This is a genomic window from Kordiimonas lipolytica (assembly GCF_001550065.1).
In genome coordinates, this window is sequence record NZ_LRUB01000028.1 from 84,840 (window position 1) to 102,759 (window position 17,920).

17 protein-coding genes and 4 tRNA genes are annotated in these 17,920 nt (G+C 53.3%); 2 read left to right on the forward strand and 19 right to left on the reverse strand.

Features of this window, described 5'->3' with window-relative positions; translation table 11 throughout:
• Positions 1-12: 12 nt before the first annotated feature.
• From nuoH to KORM41_RS14215, 10 genes are all read right to left on the reverse strand, one after another.
• The gene (gene nuoH, locus KORM41_RS14170; protein ID WP_068149398.1) at positions 13-1,050 is read right to left on the reverse strand and encodes an NADH-quinone oxidoreductase subunit NuoH; all 1,038 of its coding nucleotides are present in this window, start codon (positions 1,048-1,050) and stop codon (positions 13-15) included.
• Entirely contained in the window at positions 1,043-3,094 is a 2,052-nt protein-coding gene (nuoG, locus tag KORM41_RS14175) for an NADH-quinone oxidoreductase subunit NuoG (RefSeq protein WP_068149400.1), read from the reverse strand. Before nuoG ends, nuoH begins: the two co-directional genes overlap by 8 nt.
• 22 nt (positions 3,095-3,116) lie before the next feature.
• A complete protein-coding gene (gene nuoF / locus KORM41_RS14180; protein WP_068149403.1) occupies positions 3,117-4,397 on the reverse strand; it encodes an NADH-quinone oxidoreductase subunit NuoF in 1,281 nt (426 codons plus the stop codon).
• Positions 4,397-4,993, reverse strand: coding sequence for an NADH-quinone oxidoreductase subunit NuoE (gene nuoE, locus KORM41_RS14185; RefSeq protein WP_068149405.1), 597 nt, complete (start codon positions 4,991-4,993; stop codon positions 4,397-4,399). Before nuoE ends, nuoF begins: the two co-directional genes overlap by 1 nt.
• Complete coding sequence (locus KORM41_RS14190; RefSeq protein WP_068149409.1) at positions 4,990-6,168, reverse strand: NADH-quinone oxidoreductase subunit D; 1,179 nt, start codon at positions 6,166-6,168, stop codon at positions 4,990-4,992. The genes nuoE and KORM41_RS14190 overlap by 4 nt, the downstream gene beginning before the upstream one ends.
• Positions 6,168-6,800: an NADH-quinone oxidoreductase subunit C gene (locus tag KORM41_RS14195; protein ID WP_068149412.1), complete on the reverse strand. Its 633-nt coding sequence runs from the start codon at positions 6,798-6,800 to the stop codon at positions 6,168-6,170. Before KORM41_RS14195 ends, KORM41_RS14190 begins: the two co-directional genes overlap by 1 nt.
• A gap of 90 nt (positions 6,801-6,890) precedes the next feature.
• A complete protein-coding gene (locus KORM41_RS14200) occupies positions 6,891-7,451 on the reverse strand; it encodes a NuoB/complex I 20 kDa subunit family protein (RefSeq protein ID WP_156431992.1) in 561 nt (186 codons plus the stop codon).
• Entirely contained in the window at positions 7,442-7,807 is a 366-nt protein-coding gene (locus tag KORM41_RS14205) for an NADH-quinone oxidoreductase subunit A (RefSeq protein WP_068149414.1), read from the reverse strand. The genes KORM41_RS14200 and KORM41_RS14205 overlap by 10 nt, the downstream gene beginning before the upstream one ends.
• A 244-nt stretch (positions 7,808-8,051) precedes the next feature.
• Positions 8,052-8,128, reverse strand: a tRNA-Asp gene (locus KORM41_RS14210).
• Positions 8,129-8,310: 182 nt separating this feature from the next.
• A tRNA-Asp gene (locus tag KORM41_RS14215) sits at positions 8,311-8,387 on the reverse strand.
• 226 nt (positions 8,388-8,613) lie between these two features.
• Here KORM41_RS14215 and KORM41_RS14220 point away from each other — a divergent pair.
• Positions 8,614-9,162: a hypothetical protein gene (locus tag KORM41_RS14220; RefSeq protein WP_068149417.1), complete on the forward strand. Its 549-nt coding sequence runs from the start codon at positions 8,614-8,616 to the stop codon at positions 9,160-9,162.
• 10 nt (positions 9,163-9,172) lie between these two features.
• Here the strand turns inward: KORM41_RS14220 and KORM41_RS14225 are convergent, their stop codons facing one another.
• The 5 genes from KORM41_RS14225 to KORM41_RS14245 all read right to left on the reverse strand — a co-directional run bounded on the left by KORM41_RS14225 (position 9,173) and on the right by KORM41_RS14245 (position 11,292).
• Complete coding sequence (locus tag KORM41_RS14225; RefSeq protein WP_068149420.1) at positions 9,173-9,445, reverse strand: hypothetical protein; 273 nt, start codon at positions 9,443-9,445, stop codon at positions 9,173-9,175.
• 9 nt (positions 9,446-9,454) lie between these two features.
• Positions 9,455-10,297, reverse strand: a complete 843-nt coding sequence (locus KORM41_RS14230; RefSeq protein WP_068149422.1) for an alpha/beta hydrolase — start codon at positions 10,295-10,297, stop codon at positions 9,455-9,457.
• A gap of 123 nt (positions 10,298-10,420) precedes the next feature.
• A tRNA-Val gene (locus tag KORM41_RS14235) sits at positions 10,421-10,496 on the reverse strand.
• A gap of 30 nt (positions 10,497-10,526) precedes the next feature.
• Positions 10,527-10,602 (reverse strand) — tRNA-Val (locus tag KORM41_RS14240).
• 60 nt (positions 10,603-10,662) lie between these two features.
• Positions 10,663-11,292 carry a TetR/AcrR family transcriptional regulator gene (locus tag KORM41_RS14245; RefSeq protein ID WP_068149425.1) on the reverse strand — a complete coding sequence of 210 codons (630 nt, stop codon included), beginning with the start codon at positions 11,290-11,292 and terminating at the stop codon, positions 10,663-10,665.
• A gap of 107 nt (positions 11,293-11,399) precedes the next feature.
• Here KORM41_RS14245 and KORM41_RS22050 point away from each other — a divergent pair, with 107 nt between their 5' ends.
• Positions 11,400-12,743 carry a DUF3703 domain-containing protein gene (locus tag KORM41_RS22050; RefSeq protein WP_068149428.1) on the forward strand — a complete coding sequence of 448 codons (1,344 nt, stop codon included), beginning with the start codon at positions 11,400-11,402 and terminating at the stop codon, positions 12,741-12,743.
• Positions 12,744-12,821: 78 nt separating this feature from the next.
• Here KORM41_RS22050 and KORM41_RS14255 read toward each other — a convergent pair whose 3' ends face one another.
• The 4 genes from KORM41_RS14255 to clpP form a co-directional block, all read right to left on the reverse strand.
• Positions 12,822-13,097, reverse strand: coding sequence for an HU family DNA-binding protein (locus KORM41_RS14255; RefSeq protein WP_068149431.1), 276 nt, complete (start codon positions 13,095-13,097; stop codon positions 12,822-12,824).
• 161 nt (positions 13,098-13,258) lie between these two features.
• On the reverse strand, positions 13,259-15,676 hold the full coding sequence (gene lon, locus KORM41_RS14260; RefSeq protein WP_068149435.1) for an endopeptidase La: 2,418 nt from the start codon (positions 15,674-15,676) through the stop codon (positions 13,259-13,261).
• Between the two features lie 180 nt (positions 15,677-15,856).
• On the reverse strand, positions 15,857-17,116 hold the full coding sequence (gene clpX / locus KORM41_RS14265; protein ID WP_269448983.1) for an ATP-dependent Clp protease ATP-binding subunit ClpX: 1,260 nt from the start codon (positions 17,114-17,116) through the stop codon (positions 15,857-15,859).
• Positions 17,117-17,215: 99 nt separating this feature from the next.
• Positions 17,216-17,845, reverse strand: coding sequence for an ATP-dependent Clp endopeptidase proteolytic subunit ClpP (gene clpP, locus KORM41_RS14270; protein ID WP_068149442.1), 630 nt, complete (start codon positions 17,843-17,845; stop codon positions 17,216-17,218).
• Positions 17,846-17,920 lie beyond the last annotated feature (75 nt).

Genomic DNA, 17,920 nt, shown 5'->3' on the forward strand with positions numbered 1-17,920 from the left:
TTCAAGCCCTTCCTATCCGATGTTGCCGATAACGCCGTAAACGGCGAGGCCCGAGTAAATGATCACGAACACGAGCGACAGCGGCAGGAACACTTTCCAGCCCAGACGCATCAGTTGGTCGTAGCGGTAACGCGGCACGAACGCCTTCACCATCGCGAACATCCAGAACATGAAGGCGATTTTGATAAACAGCCAAACAAAGCCCGGAATATAGGCATCAAGCGCTGGGAACGGTGCATACCAGCCACCCATGAAGAGGATCGCCATTACAGCGGACATCAACAGGATGTTTGCATATTCACCCAGGAAGAACAGCGCGAAGGCCATGGATGAATATTCAACCTGGTAACCGGCCACAAGTTCTGCTTCCGCTTCAGGAAGGTCGAACGGTGGGCGGTTGGTTTCCGCAAGCGCCGAGATAAAGAAGATTACGAACACTGGCGCGAACACCCACATGTTCCAATCCAGAATGCCACCGGCTTGCGCCACCACAATGTCACTCAGGTTCAAGCTTCCCACAGACACCAGGATACACACCAATACGAAGCCGATGGATACCTCATAGGATACCATCTGTGCTGCAGAACGGAGCGCACCCAGGAACGCGTAGCGGCTGTTTGATGCCCAACCGGACATGATGATGCCGTAAACGCCCAGGCTTGAGATCGCCAGCAGGTAAAGGATCCCCACATTCAGGTCTGCAATCGCCACGCCTTCAGCGAAGGGCACGACAGCCCAACTGATCAGCGCCAGCGTGAAGGTGATCATCGGGGCGATCAGGAAGATAACCTTGTTCGCGCCCGCCGGGATCACGGTTTCCTTCAGGAACAGCTTCAGGCCGTCAGCGAAGGATTGCAGCAGGCCAAAGGGGCCAACCACGTTCGGGCCGCGACGCATCTGAACCGCAGCCCAGATTTTCCGATCGAAATAAACAGCGAAGGCAACCGCAATCAGAAGCGGCAGCACAATCGCGAAGATGGAGGCGAGGATCGCAAGGAAATAGAGGAAAGGACCCTCACCGCCGAACAGTGTGTAAAGCGCCTCAACCATGGGTTCCTGTCGCCTCCTCAGCTACACCTTCCCGGGCTGCAACGCAGTCAGCCATAATCTGGCTGGCACGGGCGATCGGGTTGGTCATGTAGAAATTATCGATAATTGGCTTGATAGCACCTTCAGCGATGTCGCCCTTGGTACCAAAGTCGCCCCATGCTTCGGTCGGCACCTCGTCAATCGTTGCCGTGGCTGGTGCAACTTCGGCCAGACGGCCACGCAGTTCACCAAGCGTATTATATGGCAGCGTTTCACCAACAACGTCCGACAGCGCCCGCAGGATCGTCCAATCCTCACGGGCATCACCCGGTGCGAAGACTGCCTTTTCGGTACGCTGCACGCGGCCTTCAGTGTTGATGTAAGTACCTGACTTTTCAGTATATGCAGCGGCCGGCAGGATCACGTCGGCGTTCTTCACGCCCTCGTCCCCGTGCGTGCCAATATACACCGTGAAAGCTTTCTTCAGCTTCGCACTGTCGATCTCGTCTGCGCCCAACAGGAACACAGCCTTCAGCGCGCCAGCTTCTGCGTCATCCAGAATGGCATTCACACCGCCTTCAGTGGTCAGGCCCAGGTCCAGCGCGCCAACGCGGCTTGCCGCCGTATGCAGCACGTTGAAGCCATTCCAGCCTTCCTTGATGCAGTATTTGTCTGCAATATCGCGCGCGGCTTTCAGGATCGCTGCGCCGTCTTCACGGGCAAGCGCAGCCTGGCCAACAATGATCATCGGCTTTTCTGCGGCCTTAAGCGCTTTTGCAGCGTCATGACGGCCAGTAGAAGCTGACTTGAGGATCTTTGCATCGTCACCAAAGTCTTCAACCTTGTATGTCAGGTCTGCTTCAGCACCGATACGGCCAACCTTCAGGCCCATGTGACGAACCGCCTTCCGTATACGGCTGTTGAACACTGGCGCTTCGGCGCGTGGGTCACAGCCTACCAGCAGGAGGTAATCGGCTTCTTCAACGCCTGCGATGCCACTGTTCATCAGGTAGCCTGCCCGAACGCTGGCGTCGAGCGCGGCACCATCCTGGCGGCCTTCAACGCGAGTGCTACCCAGCGTGCCCAGAAGGTCCTTCAGGGCCAGCATGCTTTCCATGTCGGCAAGATCACCAGCGATACCTGCGATCTGATCGCCTTTAACGCCCTTGAGCTTTTTCTTGATCGCCTCGAACGCTTCAGCCCAAGTCGCTTCTTCAAGCTTCTTGTTCTTGCGAACGTATGGGCGGTCCAGGCGGCGCTTCTTCAGGCCGTCATAGACAAAGCGTGTCTTGTCCGAAATCCACTCTTCGTTCACGTCTTCATTGAGGCGTGGCAGAATGCGCATCACGGCAGCACCGCGTGTATCCACATTGATGTTGGAGCCAAGGGCGTCCATCACATCGATGCTTTCGGTGTGCTTCAGTTCCCAGCTGCGCGCCGTGAAGGCATAAGGCTTGCTCGTCAGCGCGCCAACCGGACACAGGTCAATCACGTTGCCGGACATTTCGCTGTCGAGCGATTTCTCAAGGTAAGTTGTTACCTCGGTATGTTCGCCGCGCCACAAAGCGCCCATGTCGTCCACACCCGCAACTTCAGAAGAGAAGCGCACACAACGCATGCAGTGAATGCAGCGTGTCATGGTTGTAGAAATCAGCGGCCCCATATATTTGTCTTCGACCGCGCGCTTGTTTTCGTCGTAGCGGCTGTCGCCGCCACCAAACGCCATCGCCTGGTCCTGAAGATCACATTCACCGCCCTGGTCGCAGATCGGGCAATCCAGCGGGTGGTTGATCAACAGGAATTCCATCACCCCTTCACGTGCTTTCTTCACACGCTCGGTGTTGGTGTGTATCACCATGCCGTCACCCGCAGGCATTGCGCAGCTTGCGATCGGCTTCGGTGCTTTTTCCATGTCTACCAGACACATACGGCAGTTACCGGCAATCGACAGGCGCTCGTGATAACAGAAGCGCGGCACTTCAACGCCGACTTCCTCACACGCCTGCAGAACCGTTGTTCCCGGCTCTACCGTTACTTCTTTTCCATCAATGGTTAGCGTGGGCATCTAACTCTCCTTGCCATGCGCTCTATTCAGCCGCTTTGGCATGATATGCATCGATACGCGCTTCCACTTCATGGCGGAAGTGGCGCATCAAACCCTGGATCGGCCAAGCTGCTGCGTCACCAAGCGCGCAGATGGTGTGGCCTTCAATCTGTTTCGTGACATCGAGAAGCGTGTCGATTTCGGACTTCTCGGCCCGGCCTTCGACCAGACGCTCCATCACGCGCCACATCCAGCCTGTACCTTCACGGCACGGCGTACACTGGCCGCAGCTTTCGTGCTTGTAGAACTCGGAAAGACGAGCAATCGCCTTTACGATGTCAGTCGACTTATCCATCACGATAACAGCAGCGGTCCCAAGACCGGATTGCACTTCGCGAAGGCTGTCGAAATCCATCAGCACGGTGTCACAAATCTCTTTCGGCAGAACCGGCACCGAAGATCCGCCCGGGATCACGGCCAGCAGGTTGTCCCAACCGCCGCGAACGCCGCCGGCATGCTTTTCGATGAGTTCCTTAAGCGGAATGCCCATCTCTTCTTCCACGTTACATGGGTTGTTCACGTGACCGGAGATGGAGAAGACTTTAGTACCCGTGTTGTTCGGACGACCAAGGCCAGCAAACCATGCGCCGCCACGGCGCAGGATGGTTGGCGCAACCGCAATCGACTCTACGTTGTTTACCGTAGTTGGGCAGCCCCAGACACCAACATTCGCAGGGAACGGTGGTTTCAGGCGTGGCTGGCCCTTCTTGCCTTCCAGGCTTTCAATAAGCGCTGTTTCCTCGCCACAGATGTAGGCACCAGCACCGCGGTGCACATAAACATCGAAATCATAGCCGGTACCGCAAGCGTTCTTGCCAATGAAGCCTTTGTCGTAGGCTTCCTTGATGGCGCGTTCCAGCGCTTCTGCCTCACGGAAGAATTCACCGCGAATATAGATGTATGCAGCCACAGCGTTCATGGCGAAACCGGCGATCAGGCACCCTTCGATCAGCTTGTGCGGATCGTGGCGCATCAGGTCGCGGTCTTTACAGGTGCCGGGTTCGCCCTCGTCCGCATTGATCACGAGGTAAGACGGGCGGCCATCAGTTTCCTTCGGCATGAAGGACCATTTAAGCCCAGTTGGGAAGCCCGCGCCGCCGCGACCGCGAAGGCCGGACTCTTTCATCTCACCGATGATCCAGTCTTTACCCTTGGCGATAATGTCCTTGGTACCGTCCCAGTCACCGCGCTTCATTGCGGCCTCAATGCCCGGGCTCTCAAAACCATAAAGGTTGGTGAAGATGCGATCCTTATCTGCAAGCATTATGCATCCTCCCCTTTATCGCCCTTAAGCGTGGTTGGGCCACCAAACGGTGCGCTGTTTTGACGATCGATCTGCGGACCAGGCTTAACCTCTTCTCCTTTCGCAAGCTTCTCTAAAAGCTCGGTCATGGTTTCAGGCGTCAGGTCCTCGAAGTAATCGTCATCAATGGCAACCACAGGTGCGTTTACACAGGCGCCAGCGCATTCCACTTCAGAAAGTGTGAACATGCCGTCTTCCGTGGTCTGGCCCTTCTCGATGCCCAGCTTGGACTTGCAAGCCTTCATGATGCCATCGCTACCGCGCAACCAGCATGGCGTGGTGCCACACACTTGCACATGGTGCTTACCGATCGGCTTGTGGTTATACATGGTGTAGAAAGTCGCAACTTCCTGAACCCGGATTGCCGGCATATCCAGATAGTCAGCGATATATTCCATGATTTCCTGCGTCACATGGCCACCGTTCTGGCGCTGAGCCAGATCAAGAAGTGGCATAACAGCACTTTGCTGCCGCCCGTCCGGGTATTTTGCGATGTGCGCTTGCGCGGCTTTCTCGTTTTCCGAGGTCCACACAAATTTTTCTGGCGCCGTACTCATCGGTCCACCTCACCAAATACAATGTCCATAGCCCCGAGAACTGCCGGAGCGTCAGCAAGCATGTGACCTTTAAGAAGATAATCCATGCCTTGAAGGTGTGCGAACCCGGGTGCCCGAATTTTACAGCGGTACGGACGGTTTGAGCCGTCGGATACCAGATACACACCAAATTCACCCTTCGGCGCCTCCACTGCGGCGTAAACTTCGCCTTCAGGTACTTTGAAACCTTCAGTGTAGAGCTTGAAATGGTGAATAAGCGCTTCCATTGACCGCTTCATCTCGGCACGGCGTGGCGGCGCAAATTTCGTATTCATGGAAAGCACAGGGCCTTCCGGCATATCGTTCAGGCACTGGCGAATGATCTTCAGCGACTCGCGAATCTCTGCGATTCGAAGCATGAAGCGATCATAGCAGTCACCGGAATTACCGATGGCAACCTGGAAGTCCATCTTGTCGTAGACCTCGTAAGGCTCTGCCTTCCGCAGGTCCCAGGCGACGCCCGTGGAGCGCAGCATCGGGCCGGTAAAGCCCCACGCCAGCGCCTCGTCTGCGTCAAACACGCCGATATCTACGTTACGCTGCTTGAAGATACGGTTGTCGATCAGCAATGCTTCCATATCCGCAAGCGTGCTTGGGAATGTTTCCGTCCATTTCATGATGCGTTCGGCAAGGCCTGCTGGCAGGTCCTGGTGCACACCACCCGGACGGAAGTAAGCTGCGTGCAGACGCGCGCCGCATACTGCCTCGTAGAATTCCATCAGGATTTCGCGCTCTTCAAAGCCCCACAGAATCGGGGTCAGTGCGCCAACGTCCATCGCATGTGTCGTCAGGTTCAGCAGGTGGTTCAGCACCCGGCCGATTTCCGAAAACAGAACGCGGATATATTGGCCGCGCTCAGGCACTTCGATATTAGCGAGTTTCTCAATCGCCATCACGAAGGCATGTTCCTGGTTCATCGGCGCCACATAGTCGAGACGATCGAAATATGGCATCGCCTGCAAATATTGTTTTGCTTCAATGAGCTTTTCGGTGCCGCGGTGCAAGAGACCGATATGCGGGTCTACCCGCTCAACGATCTCGCCGTCCAGCTCCATCACCATCCGCAGAACGCCGTGTGCCGCAGGGTGCTGCGGGCCGAAGTTCAGGCAGTAGTTCTTGATATCAACCTCAGCCATTATTTCGCCCCCTCTTTACTCTCAGCGGCATCATCGGCTTTCTCATCACCCGGCAGCACGTACTTGGCGCTCTCCCACGGGCTCATGAAATCGAAATTGCGGAATTCCTGCTTCAGCTTCACAGGCTCATAGACAATCCGCTTCTCTTCTTCGGAGTAGCGGCACTCAACAAAGCCTGTCAGCGGGAAGTCCTTGCGGAGCGGATGTCCTTGGAAGCCATAGTCCGTGAGCATGCGGCGAAGGTCCGGGTGATCCGCAAAGAAGATGCCATACATGTCCCACGCCTCGCGCTCGAACCAGCCTGCTGCCGGGAACACATCAATGGCCGATGGCACCGGTGTGTCAGCGTCGGTTTCCACTTTCACGCGGATACGCTGGTTCAGCTGCACACTCAGCAGGTGATACACAACATCGAACCGGCGGATACGCTCTGGATAGTCGGCGCCGCAAAGGTCGATCAGCTGCTTGAACATACATTCCTGGTCATCGCGCAGGAAGGTGAGCACTTTCTGAACATGCTCTGCGCGGGCTACCACCGTCAGCTCGCCAAAAGCGACACTGGTGGAAATGACCTCATTTTCCAGACTGGTAGCGATGTGTTCGCCCAGTGACTTTAATGCCTTATCAGTCATGCGCTGACGCGCTCCTTTTTGATGTGCGGCAGAGGTGCCGCAGGCACACAGAGAAGCACCCCCAACAAGTGGCGGTGCCTCATACTCGATCTAACGGTTGATGGTCCCGGTGCGGCGGATTTTGCGCTGCAACTGCAGCACACCATAAAGAAGAGCTTCCGCCGTAGGAGGACAGCCAGGGATATAAATATCCACCGGCACAATGCGGTCACAGCCGCGAACAACCGAATAAGAATAGTGGTAATAACCGCCGCCGTTTGCGCAGGACCCCATGGAGATCACATAGCGAGGCTCTGACATCTGGTCATATACCTTACGCATGGCAGGCGCCATTTTGTTCGTAAGCGTACCTGCCACAATCATCACATCTGACTGGCGCGGACTGCCGCGTGGTGCAAAACCAAAACGCTCCACGTCGTATCGCGGCATTGAGGTATGCATCATTTCAACGGCGCAACATGCCAGACCGAACGTCATCCACCACAGAGACCCTGTACGGGCCCAGGTGATCAGGTCTTCAAGATTGGTAACAACGAAGCCCTTTTCAGTAAGCTCCTCGTTGATGCCTTCGAGAAAGTCCCCATCGCCTGCTGGCGGAATCGGTGACAGCGTGTTGTACGCACCGGGATTTTTTGCAGGTGTTACTCCCATTCCAGCGCTCCTTTATTCCACTCGTATACAAAACCTACGGTCAGTACGCCGAGGAAGATCATCATCGACCAGAAACCATAAAGGCCGATCTCGCCCAGGGACACGGCCCAAGGGAAGAGGAAGGCGATCTCAAGATCGAAGATAATGAACAGGATAGCGACGAGATAGAAGCGGACGTCGAATTGATGACGGCTGTCTTCAAATGCTTCAAAACCACACTCGTACGCAGACAGTTTTTCACTGTCGGGGCGCTGCTTTGCGATCAGCATCGCTGCGCCAACGAAAATCAGTGAGAAAGCGATAGCGATCCCAAGGAAAATCAGGATCGGGAAATATTGTATCAGCAACGACTCCATGGGAGTCCCTTTTTGATTATTGGCCCTAATTACAGCGCCCTTTTAAAGGCCGTTTTTCGATCCGTAAAGGGCGAATTTGCCCAAGGCGCCTGAGGGCGTGAGTATAGGCATGCTTTTGGTTAATGAAAAGCTTATCCGCTGCGGTTTTTGGCGTATTTTCAGGATTTTTGTCAGAGCCAACAAAAAAACGCGCCCGGTGATACCGGAACGCGTTTTCTGATCTGCCCTCTAGGAGGGAGGCAAGTGGCGCGAGTGACGGGGCTCGAACCCGCGACCTTCGGCGTGACAGGCCGACACTCTAACCAACTGAGCTACACCCGCGCGTCTCTTGCGGGACGGTGTTTAGGCTTTTTATGCCTACCTTGTCAATCACTGAATGTTTCTTTTTTGGATTTTTTTTGACCGCCAAATTCCGGCGCTCGGGCACAAAAAAAGACGCAGCTGGATGAACCAAACTGCGTCTCTTCTTTTACCCTAGGGACCATGGCCCTTTGGGCCGCAAGTGGCGCGAGTGACGGGGCTCGAACCCGCGACCTTCGGCGTGACAGGCCGACACTCTAACCAACTGAGCTACACCCGCGCGTCTCTTGCGTGAGGGGTGTTTAAGCCCACCCCCTGCCCCTGTCAACGGCTTTTTTAAAACATTTTTTCCTTCAAATGCTTTTCCGGCGGAATTTGGCTAAAAGCGGTTGGCCTCAGCAAGAAATACCTGTCTTCACGATGTCTCTTTGTAACGAGTATCTCAAACTTCACACGAGAAAGGCTCAGCCGTCTTGCTTGGATTGCAGAAGAAGGATTCGAGCGTCATGCCCTATCAGGAATTGATCGACTATCTGGACAACGCCGATGATGGCGGATTTGCTGCCGATGTCGCTGCCTATCTCAATGACAAAGTCGCAAACTTTCACGACGTCGCAGACTATTTCTCGCCGCGCCCGGACCCTGACCCTGATTATTTCAATGAAGCGACTGTGCAAGGTGCCATGTTTCTGGTTTTGAACGAATGGACCCAAGGTGATGATGAAAACGAAGATCACTATTTGATCAGAATGGAAATTTTTTATCGTGGCGGGCCTCAAAACACCCCATACAGAGCCGATATTTGGGTCACTTACGATAATGATGATGACGACCCCCGCAATGTCGTTTTCGAACTGAAGACAGACTTCCAACCAGAAAGCGTCAACGCTGATGTCGGCAAGCTAGAAAACAATCTGGATCAGAACTTCAATGATTTTGACTTGGGGTACGCCGCCTATATCTATGATCCAGAAAATGATGGCTGGTGCGCCAACATTGATGCCCCGATGAACGAAGATGTAGCTACGATTCCGATCCCCGTAAATATTCCCTGACGCGCCTGGGTTACAGTGCAAAATAGGCAAAAGCAGCTGCTGCAACCACGCTTCCGATGGTCAGAGTCCAAAAAGGTTGCCGACGGGTCATTTCAAATACAAGCAGGAACGCATTCAGCACGGGATGAAACGCCGCGATTACCCTCACCAAAGACATGGTGCGCTCACGCGCGGTCGCATCTTCGTCATAGAGCTTGTCGCGCGGATCTTTGGGCGCCCAAGTGGCTTCAACCACTATTCCGCCGTCTTGATTACCACTTTCGGAATTCACTGCTTCGGTCATTCGATCACTCTAACTGCCCGAGCCTCGGGCCTCCTTAAATATCCAAAGCATCCCTTGCCTATAAGCCTCTGGAGCCGCAGAAAAGTGATTCTGCCCCGGCAGGTCAGCAACCTTCAATGTCCAGGGTAAATTCTTTCGGCCTTTCCAGGCTTCGCCCCAACGGCCCGCCGGCACGCGGAAACGGGGATCGTCTTCTGTACCGCTTGAAACATACAGCCGCGCGCTACCTTGCCCTGCTGCCGCCTTCATAGAAAGAAAATAGTCCAGATTCCGGTGCAACGCCGGATTGCTGGCTATTAACCCAAAGAACAGGTCAGGCTCGTGCAACGCTGCAAATAACACAAATTGGCCGCCAAGCGATTGCCCAAATAATATCCGCTGGTTTTCATCTGCCGCATAATTGTTTTCAATAAAGGGGATGAGCTCCCGCTTCAGAAATTCCAAAAACTGACCAGCCCCCCCGTAATGATCCCTACTCTCTGCAGGGGCGGTAAAGTCTGTACTACGCAGGTTTCCTTGTCGCCAATCATCGGTGCCATAAGAAATTCCAACAATTATCATGTCCGGCATATCGTTGGCGAACACTAGGTATGAACCATAGCCTGCCAGCATCGGAAAAGTATGGCCTCCGTCCAGCAAATAAGCCACAGGCCACTTTTTCTTTTCTTGTCCATAGGCCACGGGCAGTCGCACATGAATGTGGAAATCCCGCGCAAGGCTGGCAGACTGGAATAGATGGTAAGCTGGCTCGTTCAGGCCATGCGGATGCAGGACGGAGTGTTGTTTGGCAGGTTCGTCGGCCCAAACGTCAATATTTGCGAAAAGTACGACGGCGATCCATAGCAAGCGCATATTCCTGTCTCCTTTTCGATAAGGATACCAAGCAGCAAGACCTGCCCCAAGGAAATACAAGCCCCCTAAACGAAAGACTTTGGGCCCTGGGTGAAACTGGTTTTCAAGGAATGAAGGTGAGAATGGTGGGCGATGACAGGCTCGAACTGCCGACCCTCTCGGTGTAAACGAGATGCTCTACCAACTGAGCTAATCGCCCACTCTCAAAAGGCACCGACACTGGAAGGAATGGTGGGCGATGACAGGCTCGAACTGCCGACCCTCTCGGTGTAAACGAGATGCTCTACCAACTGAGCTAATCGCCCATACCAGTGTGGTGAGCGCGCTTTTAAGATTAAACGAAGCCTCTGTCCACCCCTTTTTTTTCAATTTTCTTGCACAAGATACCGATAAAGCATCCTGACGATCTCATGCACAAGTTTGTCAGCTTCAATATCCTTGGGCGGATAGAGGATATAGCCATGCACCAAGCCTTCGACTGCCTGCACAAGAAGGTAGCAGGAAACGCTCATATCCTCAGCCTTTACTTCCGGATACTGCTGGAAAAGAGCGACAAGTTCCCCTGCAAATTTGCGTTCTGCAGCCTCTTTTTCAGCAGTGAATGACGGGGGTAGCGGCGCTTCATTGAAAAGCACGCGGTGCAAGTCCGGGTTAACTTGGTGAAGGGCAATCAGCGCCTCGACAAAGTGTCTTAAAAGCTGTTTGAGGGGCGGTTGGGTGATAAGTGCGGCAGCCAGTTTTTCACGGATCAACAAAAACCCCTCTTCCATGTGGCGTTCCGCAAGAGCAAGCAGCAGGGCCTCCTTGTTCGGAAAATATTGATATAGTGAACCTATCGATACCCCTGCCCGAATCGCAACCTTGTCTGTGGTGCCGCCGGTATATCCCTGCTCGCAAAAAACCTGAGCTGCTGCCTCCAGGATGGCTTCTACCGTAGCAATAGAGCGTGCCTGTTTTGGCTGCTTTCTTGGCTTTTGGCTTAATTGAGGCGGCATTTTTCCTATCCTTCGAATGCGAGGTGAAAATATGAATAATTTCTCATATTTTAAGAAAAGGCAACAACACCAAGTCAAACGGCGCCAACAGATGTCGGGAGGTATTTATGAAAAAAGAACTTAGAGAGGCATTTGAATCGGAAATGACAAAGGCAAAACGCCTGTATAGTGCCGATGATCTTTCAGCTGCCTTCCATCACCTTGAACGCGCCCATATTCTGGGGCAACGATTCTATGTCCCTCATGTTGTCAGTCACTGGTGGATGCTCAAGGTCGGATTGAAGCGTTCAGACCTGTGGGAAATCTTCGGTCAACTAATGCGTATTATCGCCTCTGCGGGGTCATTGCTGGGCTGGGTGCCTGCAGGCAACACCGGCGGCGCAAACGTCAGTCCTATCAAGCCAATGCCCATCCCGGATGATCTGGCAAGTCTGCTGAAGGATGAAAGAGCCCCGAGCATGATCAGATTCGCATTCCGCATCATTGCTGTTGCCCTGATTGCCTCCCTGGCATTCGTTGCCCTCTGGCTTTTACGCCACAATCAGAAGGTTGCTTTGATTGATGCGGAATGGCGAGAACAGCAAGAGCCTCAGCTTGCCAATGTCGGCGCTGTTCGCGATGTCACGATCCAGCCTCTCGTCAACTGGCACGCATCAGACCCAACCTATGCGACCGAAGCAGGAGTATCCTATCTGCTCCAAGCGGACGGAAGAGCTATCTTGTTCGACTTGGGCAGCAACAAAGGCAAACAAGCCCCTTCCCCGCTGGAAGCAAATATGGCTTTGTTTCAAATATCCGTCGACACCATTGATTCAATATTTCTGAGCCACCATCATTTCGATCACGTCGGCGGGCGAGAATGGGCGGCACGGAACACTTTTTCATTCGGCGTCCACCAACCGAAACTTTCTGAAAAGATTGAAATTTTTGCCCCAATACCGCTTGAGTACCCTGGTCATCCGGTAACCCATATTACCGCGCCGAAGGTTATCGCCCCAGGTATAGCCAGCATCGGCCCAATCAAGCGGCAGCTGCTGATGGGGCAGATTCAGGAGCAGGCATTGGCCCTTCATGTCGAAGGCAAGGGAATACTATTGGTTATCGGGTGTGGCCACCAGACGCTGAGAAAGATAGTATCCCGTACCAAAGCCGTTTTTGACGCCCCTATCTTCGCCATTGTCGGTGATCTTCACTATCCGGTGCCTGATGGTCAAATGACCTTGGCCGGCGTCAATCTACAGCGCACTTTTGCATCTGGCGGTGGGCTTTTTTCCCAACTAACAATGGCAGACGTCGAAGAAGACTTCGACCTGCTGCAATCGCTGGATCTGGAACTACTGGCCATGGGTAGCCACGACACAAGCGATACCGTTCTCGAAATGGCGGCTCGCAGATTTCCTGGCAGTTTTCAACGCGTCGAAGTCGGTAAAACAATCAAATTAACCGAATGATCCACTGACCTGCAGTCAGCCCAAAGAAAAACGGCTGCGGAAATCCACAGCCGTTCTCTTTTCAAGAGTGTAAACAGATTACTTGTTTACAGCGTCCTTGAGACCCTTGCCAGCCTTGAACTTAGGCTGCTTGGAAGCAGGGATGTCAATTTCTTCGCCAGTGCGTGGGTTACGGCCTTTAGTAGCAGCACGCTGTGCTACTGCGAAAGTACCGAAGCCTACGAGACGAACTTCGCCGCCGCCAGCGAGAGCGCCGGAGATGGAATCGAATACAGCGTCTACTGCTTTACCAGCGTCAGCTTTGGACAGGTCTGCTGATTCAGCAACCTTTGCGATCAGATCATTTTTATTCAAGGTATCCCCCTCTGAGTTGAAGAGTTTGATTTCGTTATTAGCTCCGAAATGCGAATGCAGTTTAGGCACGGTAAAATCCGCTTGTCAAAGCAAAAAACCGCAGAAAACTGCGGTTTTGAGCTTTTTTTTCCTTGAAATTTATTCAATTAGGCTCAAAGGGGCTAATGAGTCGTAAGTTCCGCCTCATCTGCACCATCAGCAGAAGCCACTTCGTTGAGCTCTTCTTCGTCCGGCCATTCGATTGGTTCCATAGGACCAGCGAGAGCATGCTCCAGCACCTCATCCACATTGGAAACTGCAACAATTTCAAGGCCTTTCGTGACATTGTCAGGAATTTCAGCCAAGTCTTTCTCGTTATCTTTCGGGATGAGAACCTTGGTGATTCCGCCCCTGAGAGCCGCCAGCAGTTTTTCCTTCAAGCCACCAATCGGCAGCACCCGGCCGCGCAGTGTCACTTCGCCAGTCATGGCGATATTTTTTCTCACCGCGATTCCCGTGAGGACAGAAACAATAGACGTACACATGGCTACACCGGCTGATGGGCCATCTTTCGGTGTTGCGCCTTCCGGCACGTGGATGTGAATATCCTTCTTTTCAAACACTTTCGGATGAATGCCGAATTCAACACAGCGGGACTGCACATAAGACCGTGCCGCCTGAATCGATTCTTTCATCACGTCGCCAAGCTTGCCTGTCTGTTTGATCTGGCCTTTGCCCGCAACGGTCACGGCCTCGATTGCCAACAGCTCACCGCCAACTTCCGTCCAGGCAAGCCCAGTCGTCAGGCCAACCTGATCGGTTTCTTCCGCCTGGCCGTAGCGATATTTCCGCACGCCGGCATACTGATTGAGGTTCCGAGACGTCAGGGCCACCTTGTCACGTGACCCTTCAACGATCTCTTTCACCGCCTTACGCACCAGCTTGGCGATCTCACGCTCCAGGCTCCGAACACCGGCCTCCCGAGTGTAATAACGCACCACGTCCTTGAGCGCGCCGTCGGAAATCGACCATTCACCCTTCTTAAGGCCATGATCTTTCACCTGTTTCGGGATCAGGTGACGCCGTGCGATCTCAACCTTCTCTTCTTCGGTATAGCCAGACAGATGAATGATCTCCATCCGGTCCAGAAGTGGGCGCGGCATACGAAGCGAGTTGGCGGTGGTTACGAACATCACGTTTGAAAGATCATAGTCCACTTCGAGATAGTGGTCGTTGAACTTGCTGTTTTGTTCCGGGTCCAACACTTCAAGAAGTGCCGACGCCGGATCACCGCGGAAGTCCTGACCCATCTTGTCGATTTCATCGAACAGGAACAGTGGATTCGTCGTTCCCGCTTTTTTCATCGACTGCATTACCTTGCCAGGCATGGAACCGATGTACGTACGTCGGTGACCACGAATCTCGGCTTCGTCCCTCACGCCGCCAAGCGAAAAGCGAACAAATTCGCGGCCCGTAGCCTTCGCGATCGACTTGCCAAGGGATGTTTTACCAACACCAGGAGGGCCAACCAGGCAAAGAATGGGACCCTTGAGTTTCTTCGCGCGCTGCTGCACCGCAAGATACTCGATAATCCGCTCTTTCACCTTCTCAAGGCCATAGTGGTCGGTATCCAGAATTTTCTGTGCGAGCTTGATGTCTTTCTTCACGCGGCTTTTTTTGCCCCATGGAATGGTCAGCATCCAATCGAGGAAGTTCCGCACAACTGTGGCTTCCGCAGACATTGGGCTCATGGATTTCAGCTTCTTCAATTCAGCCAGGCACTTTTCTTCGGCTTCCTTGGTCAGCTTGGTCTTGGCGATTCGGTCTTCCAGTTCCTGGATTTCCTCGCGACCATCGTCGCCCTCGCCCAACTCCTTCTGAATAGCCTTGAGTTGCTCGTTCAGATAATATTCGCGCTGGGTCTTCTCCATCTGACGTTTTACGCGGCCGCGAATCTTTTTCTCGACCTGCAGCACGCCGATTTCGCCTTCCATGAAGCTGAAAATGCGCTCAAGCCGCTGAGCCACGGAAACTGTCGCCAGAAGGTCCTGTTTATCATCGATCTTGAGCGCAAGGTGGCTCGCAACCGTGTCAGCAAGTTTGCTGGCTTCTTCAATCTGGTTGACTGTCACCAACACTTCGGCAGGGATTTTCTTATTCAGCTTCACATATTGTTCGAACTGGGCAATGACAGACCGGCTGAGCGCTTCAATCTCCGAATCGTCTTCTTCCCCATCAGCCATCAGTTCGGCTTCGGCTTCGAAATAATCTTCATCGCGTACGAATTTCTTGATTGTTGCACGGTTGAAGCCTTCAACAAGAACTTTCACGGTTCCATCCGGCAGCTTCAGGAGCTGGAGCACACTAGCGACCGTGCCAACCTCGAAAACATCTTTTGTCTTCGGATCGTCTTCACCCGCTTCCTTTTGCGCAACAAGCAGGATTTGCTTGTCTTTTGCCATCACTTCTTCCAGTGCCCGGACGGATTTGTCGCGACCGACAAAGAGCGGCACGATCATATGTGGGAAAACCACAATGTCGCGGAGGGGCAAAACTGGCAAAGTAACGATGTTTGACGTGTTTTCTGCGGATTCGGACATGAGAACAGCTTTCAGAACTAAATGTGTTACTTGATCGACCTGATTTTAGGCCATTTCCGTTGAGACAAGAAAGGAAAAGAGGTCGAAAAAAGGGTTTAAAGGCACTTTTCTGCCTTTCACTATAAAAAATAAGGGCTGAAACTTCCGTTTCAACCCTTACTCAGCTCAAATATCGGTTTTTTATGCTGGCTGCCCTGCTTCGTCGCGCCGATCTGCATAAATCATCAAGGGACTCGACTTTCCTTCGACCACTTCACCATTGATGACGATCTCTTCGACACCCTCAAGGCTCGGCAAGTCGAACATGGTATCAAGAAGCGTGTCTTCCATGATGGAACGAAGGCCTCGTGCGCCAGTCTTGCGCTCGATGGCTTTCTTGGCGACAGCAAAGAGTGCGTCTTCAGAGAAAGTCAGCTTCACATCTTCCATGTCAAACAGGCACTGATACTGCTTGAGAAGCGCATTCTTCGGTTCGGACAGGATTTGCACCAGCGCATCCTCATCCAGATCCTCAAGCGTGGCAATCACAGGCAGGCGACCAACAAATTCCGGGATCAGGCCAAACTTCAGCAGATCCTCTGGCTCTGTTTCCTTGAACAGTTCCCCCGCGCTACGATCATCAGGTGAATTCACCGTCGCACCAAACCCGATAGACTTGCCCTGCAGGCGGGTGGCAATCACTTTATCAAGACCGGCAAAGGCACCGCCACAGATAAACAGAATGTTTGTTGTGTCCACCTGCAGAAATTCCTGCTGTGGATGCTTGCGGCCACCCTGTGGCGGTACGCTTGCAACCGTGCCTTCCATGATCTTCAGAAGGGCCTGCTGGACGCCTTCGCCCGACACATCACGCGTGATAGACGGGTTGTCAGACTTGCGGCTGATCTTGTCGACTTCGTCAATATAGACAATGCCGCGCTGTGCGCGTTCGACATTATAGTCAGCAGACTGCAGGAGTTTCAGGATAATGTTTTCAACGTCCTCGCCCACGTAACCAGCTTCAGTCAGCGTGGTGGCATCAGCCATGGTGAATGGCACATCAAGAATGCGGGCCAGTGTCTGGGCCAGAAGCGTCTTACCGCAACCGGTCGGACCAACCAGCAGAATATTCGACTTGGCCAGTTCAACTTCAGGAGCGTTGGAATTCGCATGATTGAGGCGCTTATAGTGGTTGTGTACGGCGACCGAAAGCACCTTCTTTGCAGAGCCCTGGCCGATCACGTAATCGTTGAGCACCTCAAGAATCTCAAGCGGTGAAGGCACGCCGTCCGTACCCTTGGAAAGCGCACTTTTGCTCTCTTCCTTGATGATGTCGTTACACAGCTCTACGCACTCATCGCAAATAAAGACCGTAGGCCCCGCGATAAGCTTTCTGACCTCGTGCTGGCTCTTGCCGCAAAAGGAACAATAGAGCGTGTTTTTCGAATCGCTGTTACTCAAATCTGTCACCGCTATAAACTCGTTTCTTACTATCGTAGACCGGTTAAAATGGCTCGTACACCCAAATTTCAAGAAATTTGCGGGATAATACGACCCTGCTTATTTCTCATCGGCCTCTTCGCGGCTGGTATACACATGATCGATCAAACCGAACTTCTTGGCTTCATTCGCATCCATGAAGTTGTCGCGATCCATCGCCGCTTCAATTTTGTCCAGCTTTTGGCCGGTATGTTTTACATATATATTATTCAATCGTTCACGAAGCTTTAAAATCTCGCGCGCCTGAATTTCTATATCCGCAGCCTGGCCGCGGGCCCCGCCCGATGGCTGGTGAATCATGATACGGGCGTTCGGAAGCGCGTAACGCATACCGGGTTCGCCTGCCGCCAGCAAGAGAGACCCCATCGAGCAAGCCTGACCGATACAGATCGTCGCCACCTTCGGCTTGATATATTGCATCGTGTCATACATCGCGAGCCCGGAGGTCACGATGCCGCCCGGCGAATTGATATAGAAGGAAATATCCTTCTTTGGGTTTTCCGCCTCAAGGAACAGAAGTTGCGCAACGATCAGGCTAGAAATCTGGTCGTTCACTTCCCCCGTCAAAAAGATGATGCGCTCCTTGAGAAGCCGGGAATAAATATCATACGACCGTTCACCCCTGTTGGTTTGCTCCACAACCATGGGGACGAGAGCATCTCTGATAGGGTCCATCAAATCATCGCGCATTAGGCACTCCAAATGTTGTACTGGGTGGCCCACGGACCTGCCTGAATATCTGACAGGCCGCATTTCAGGGCTTTT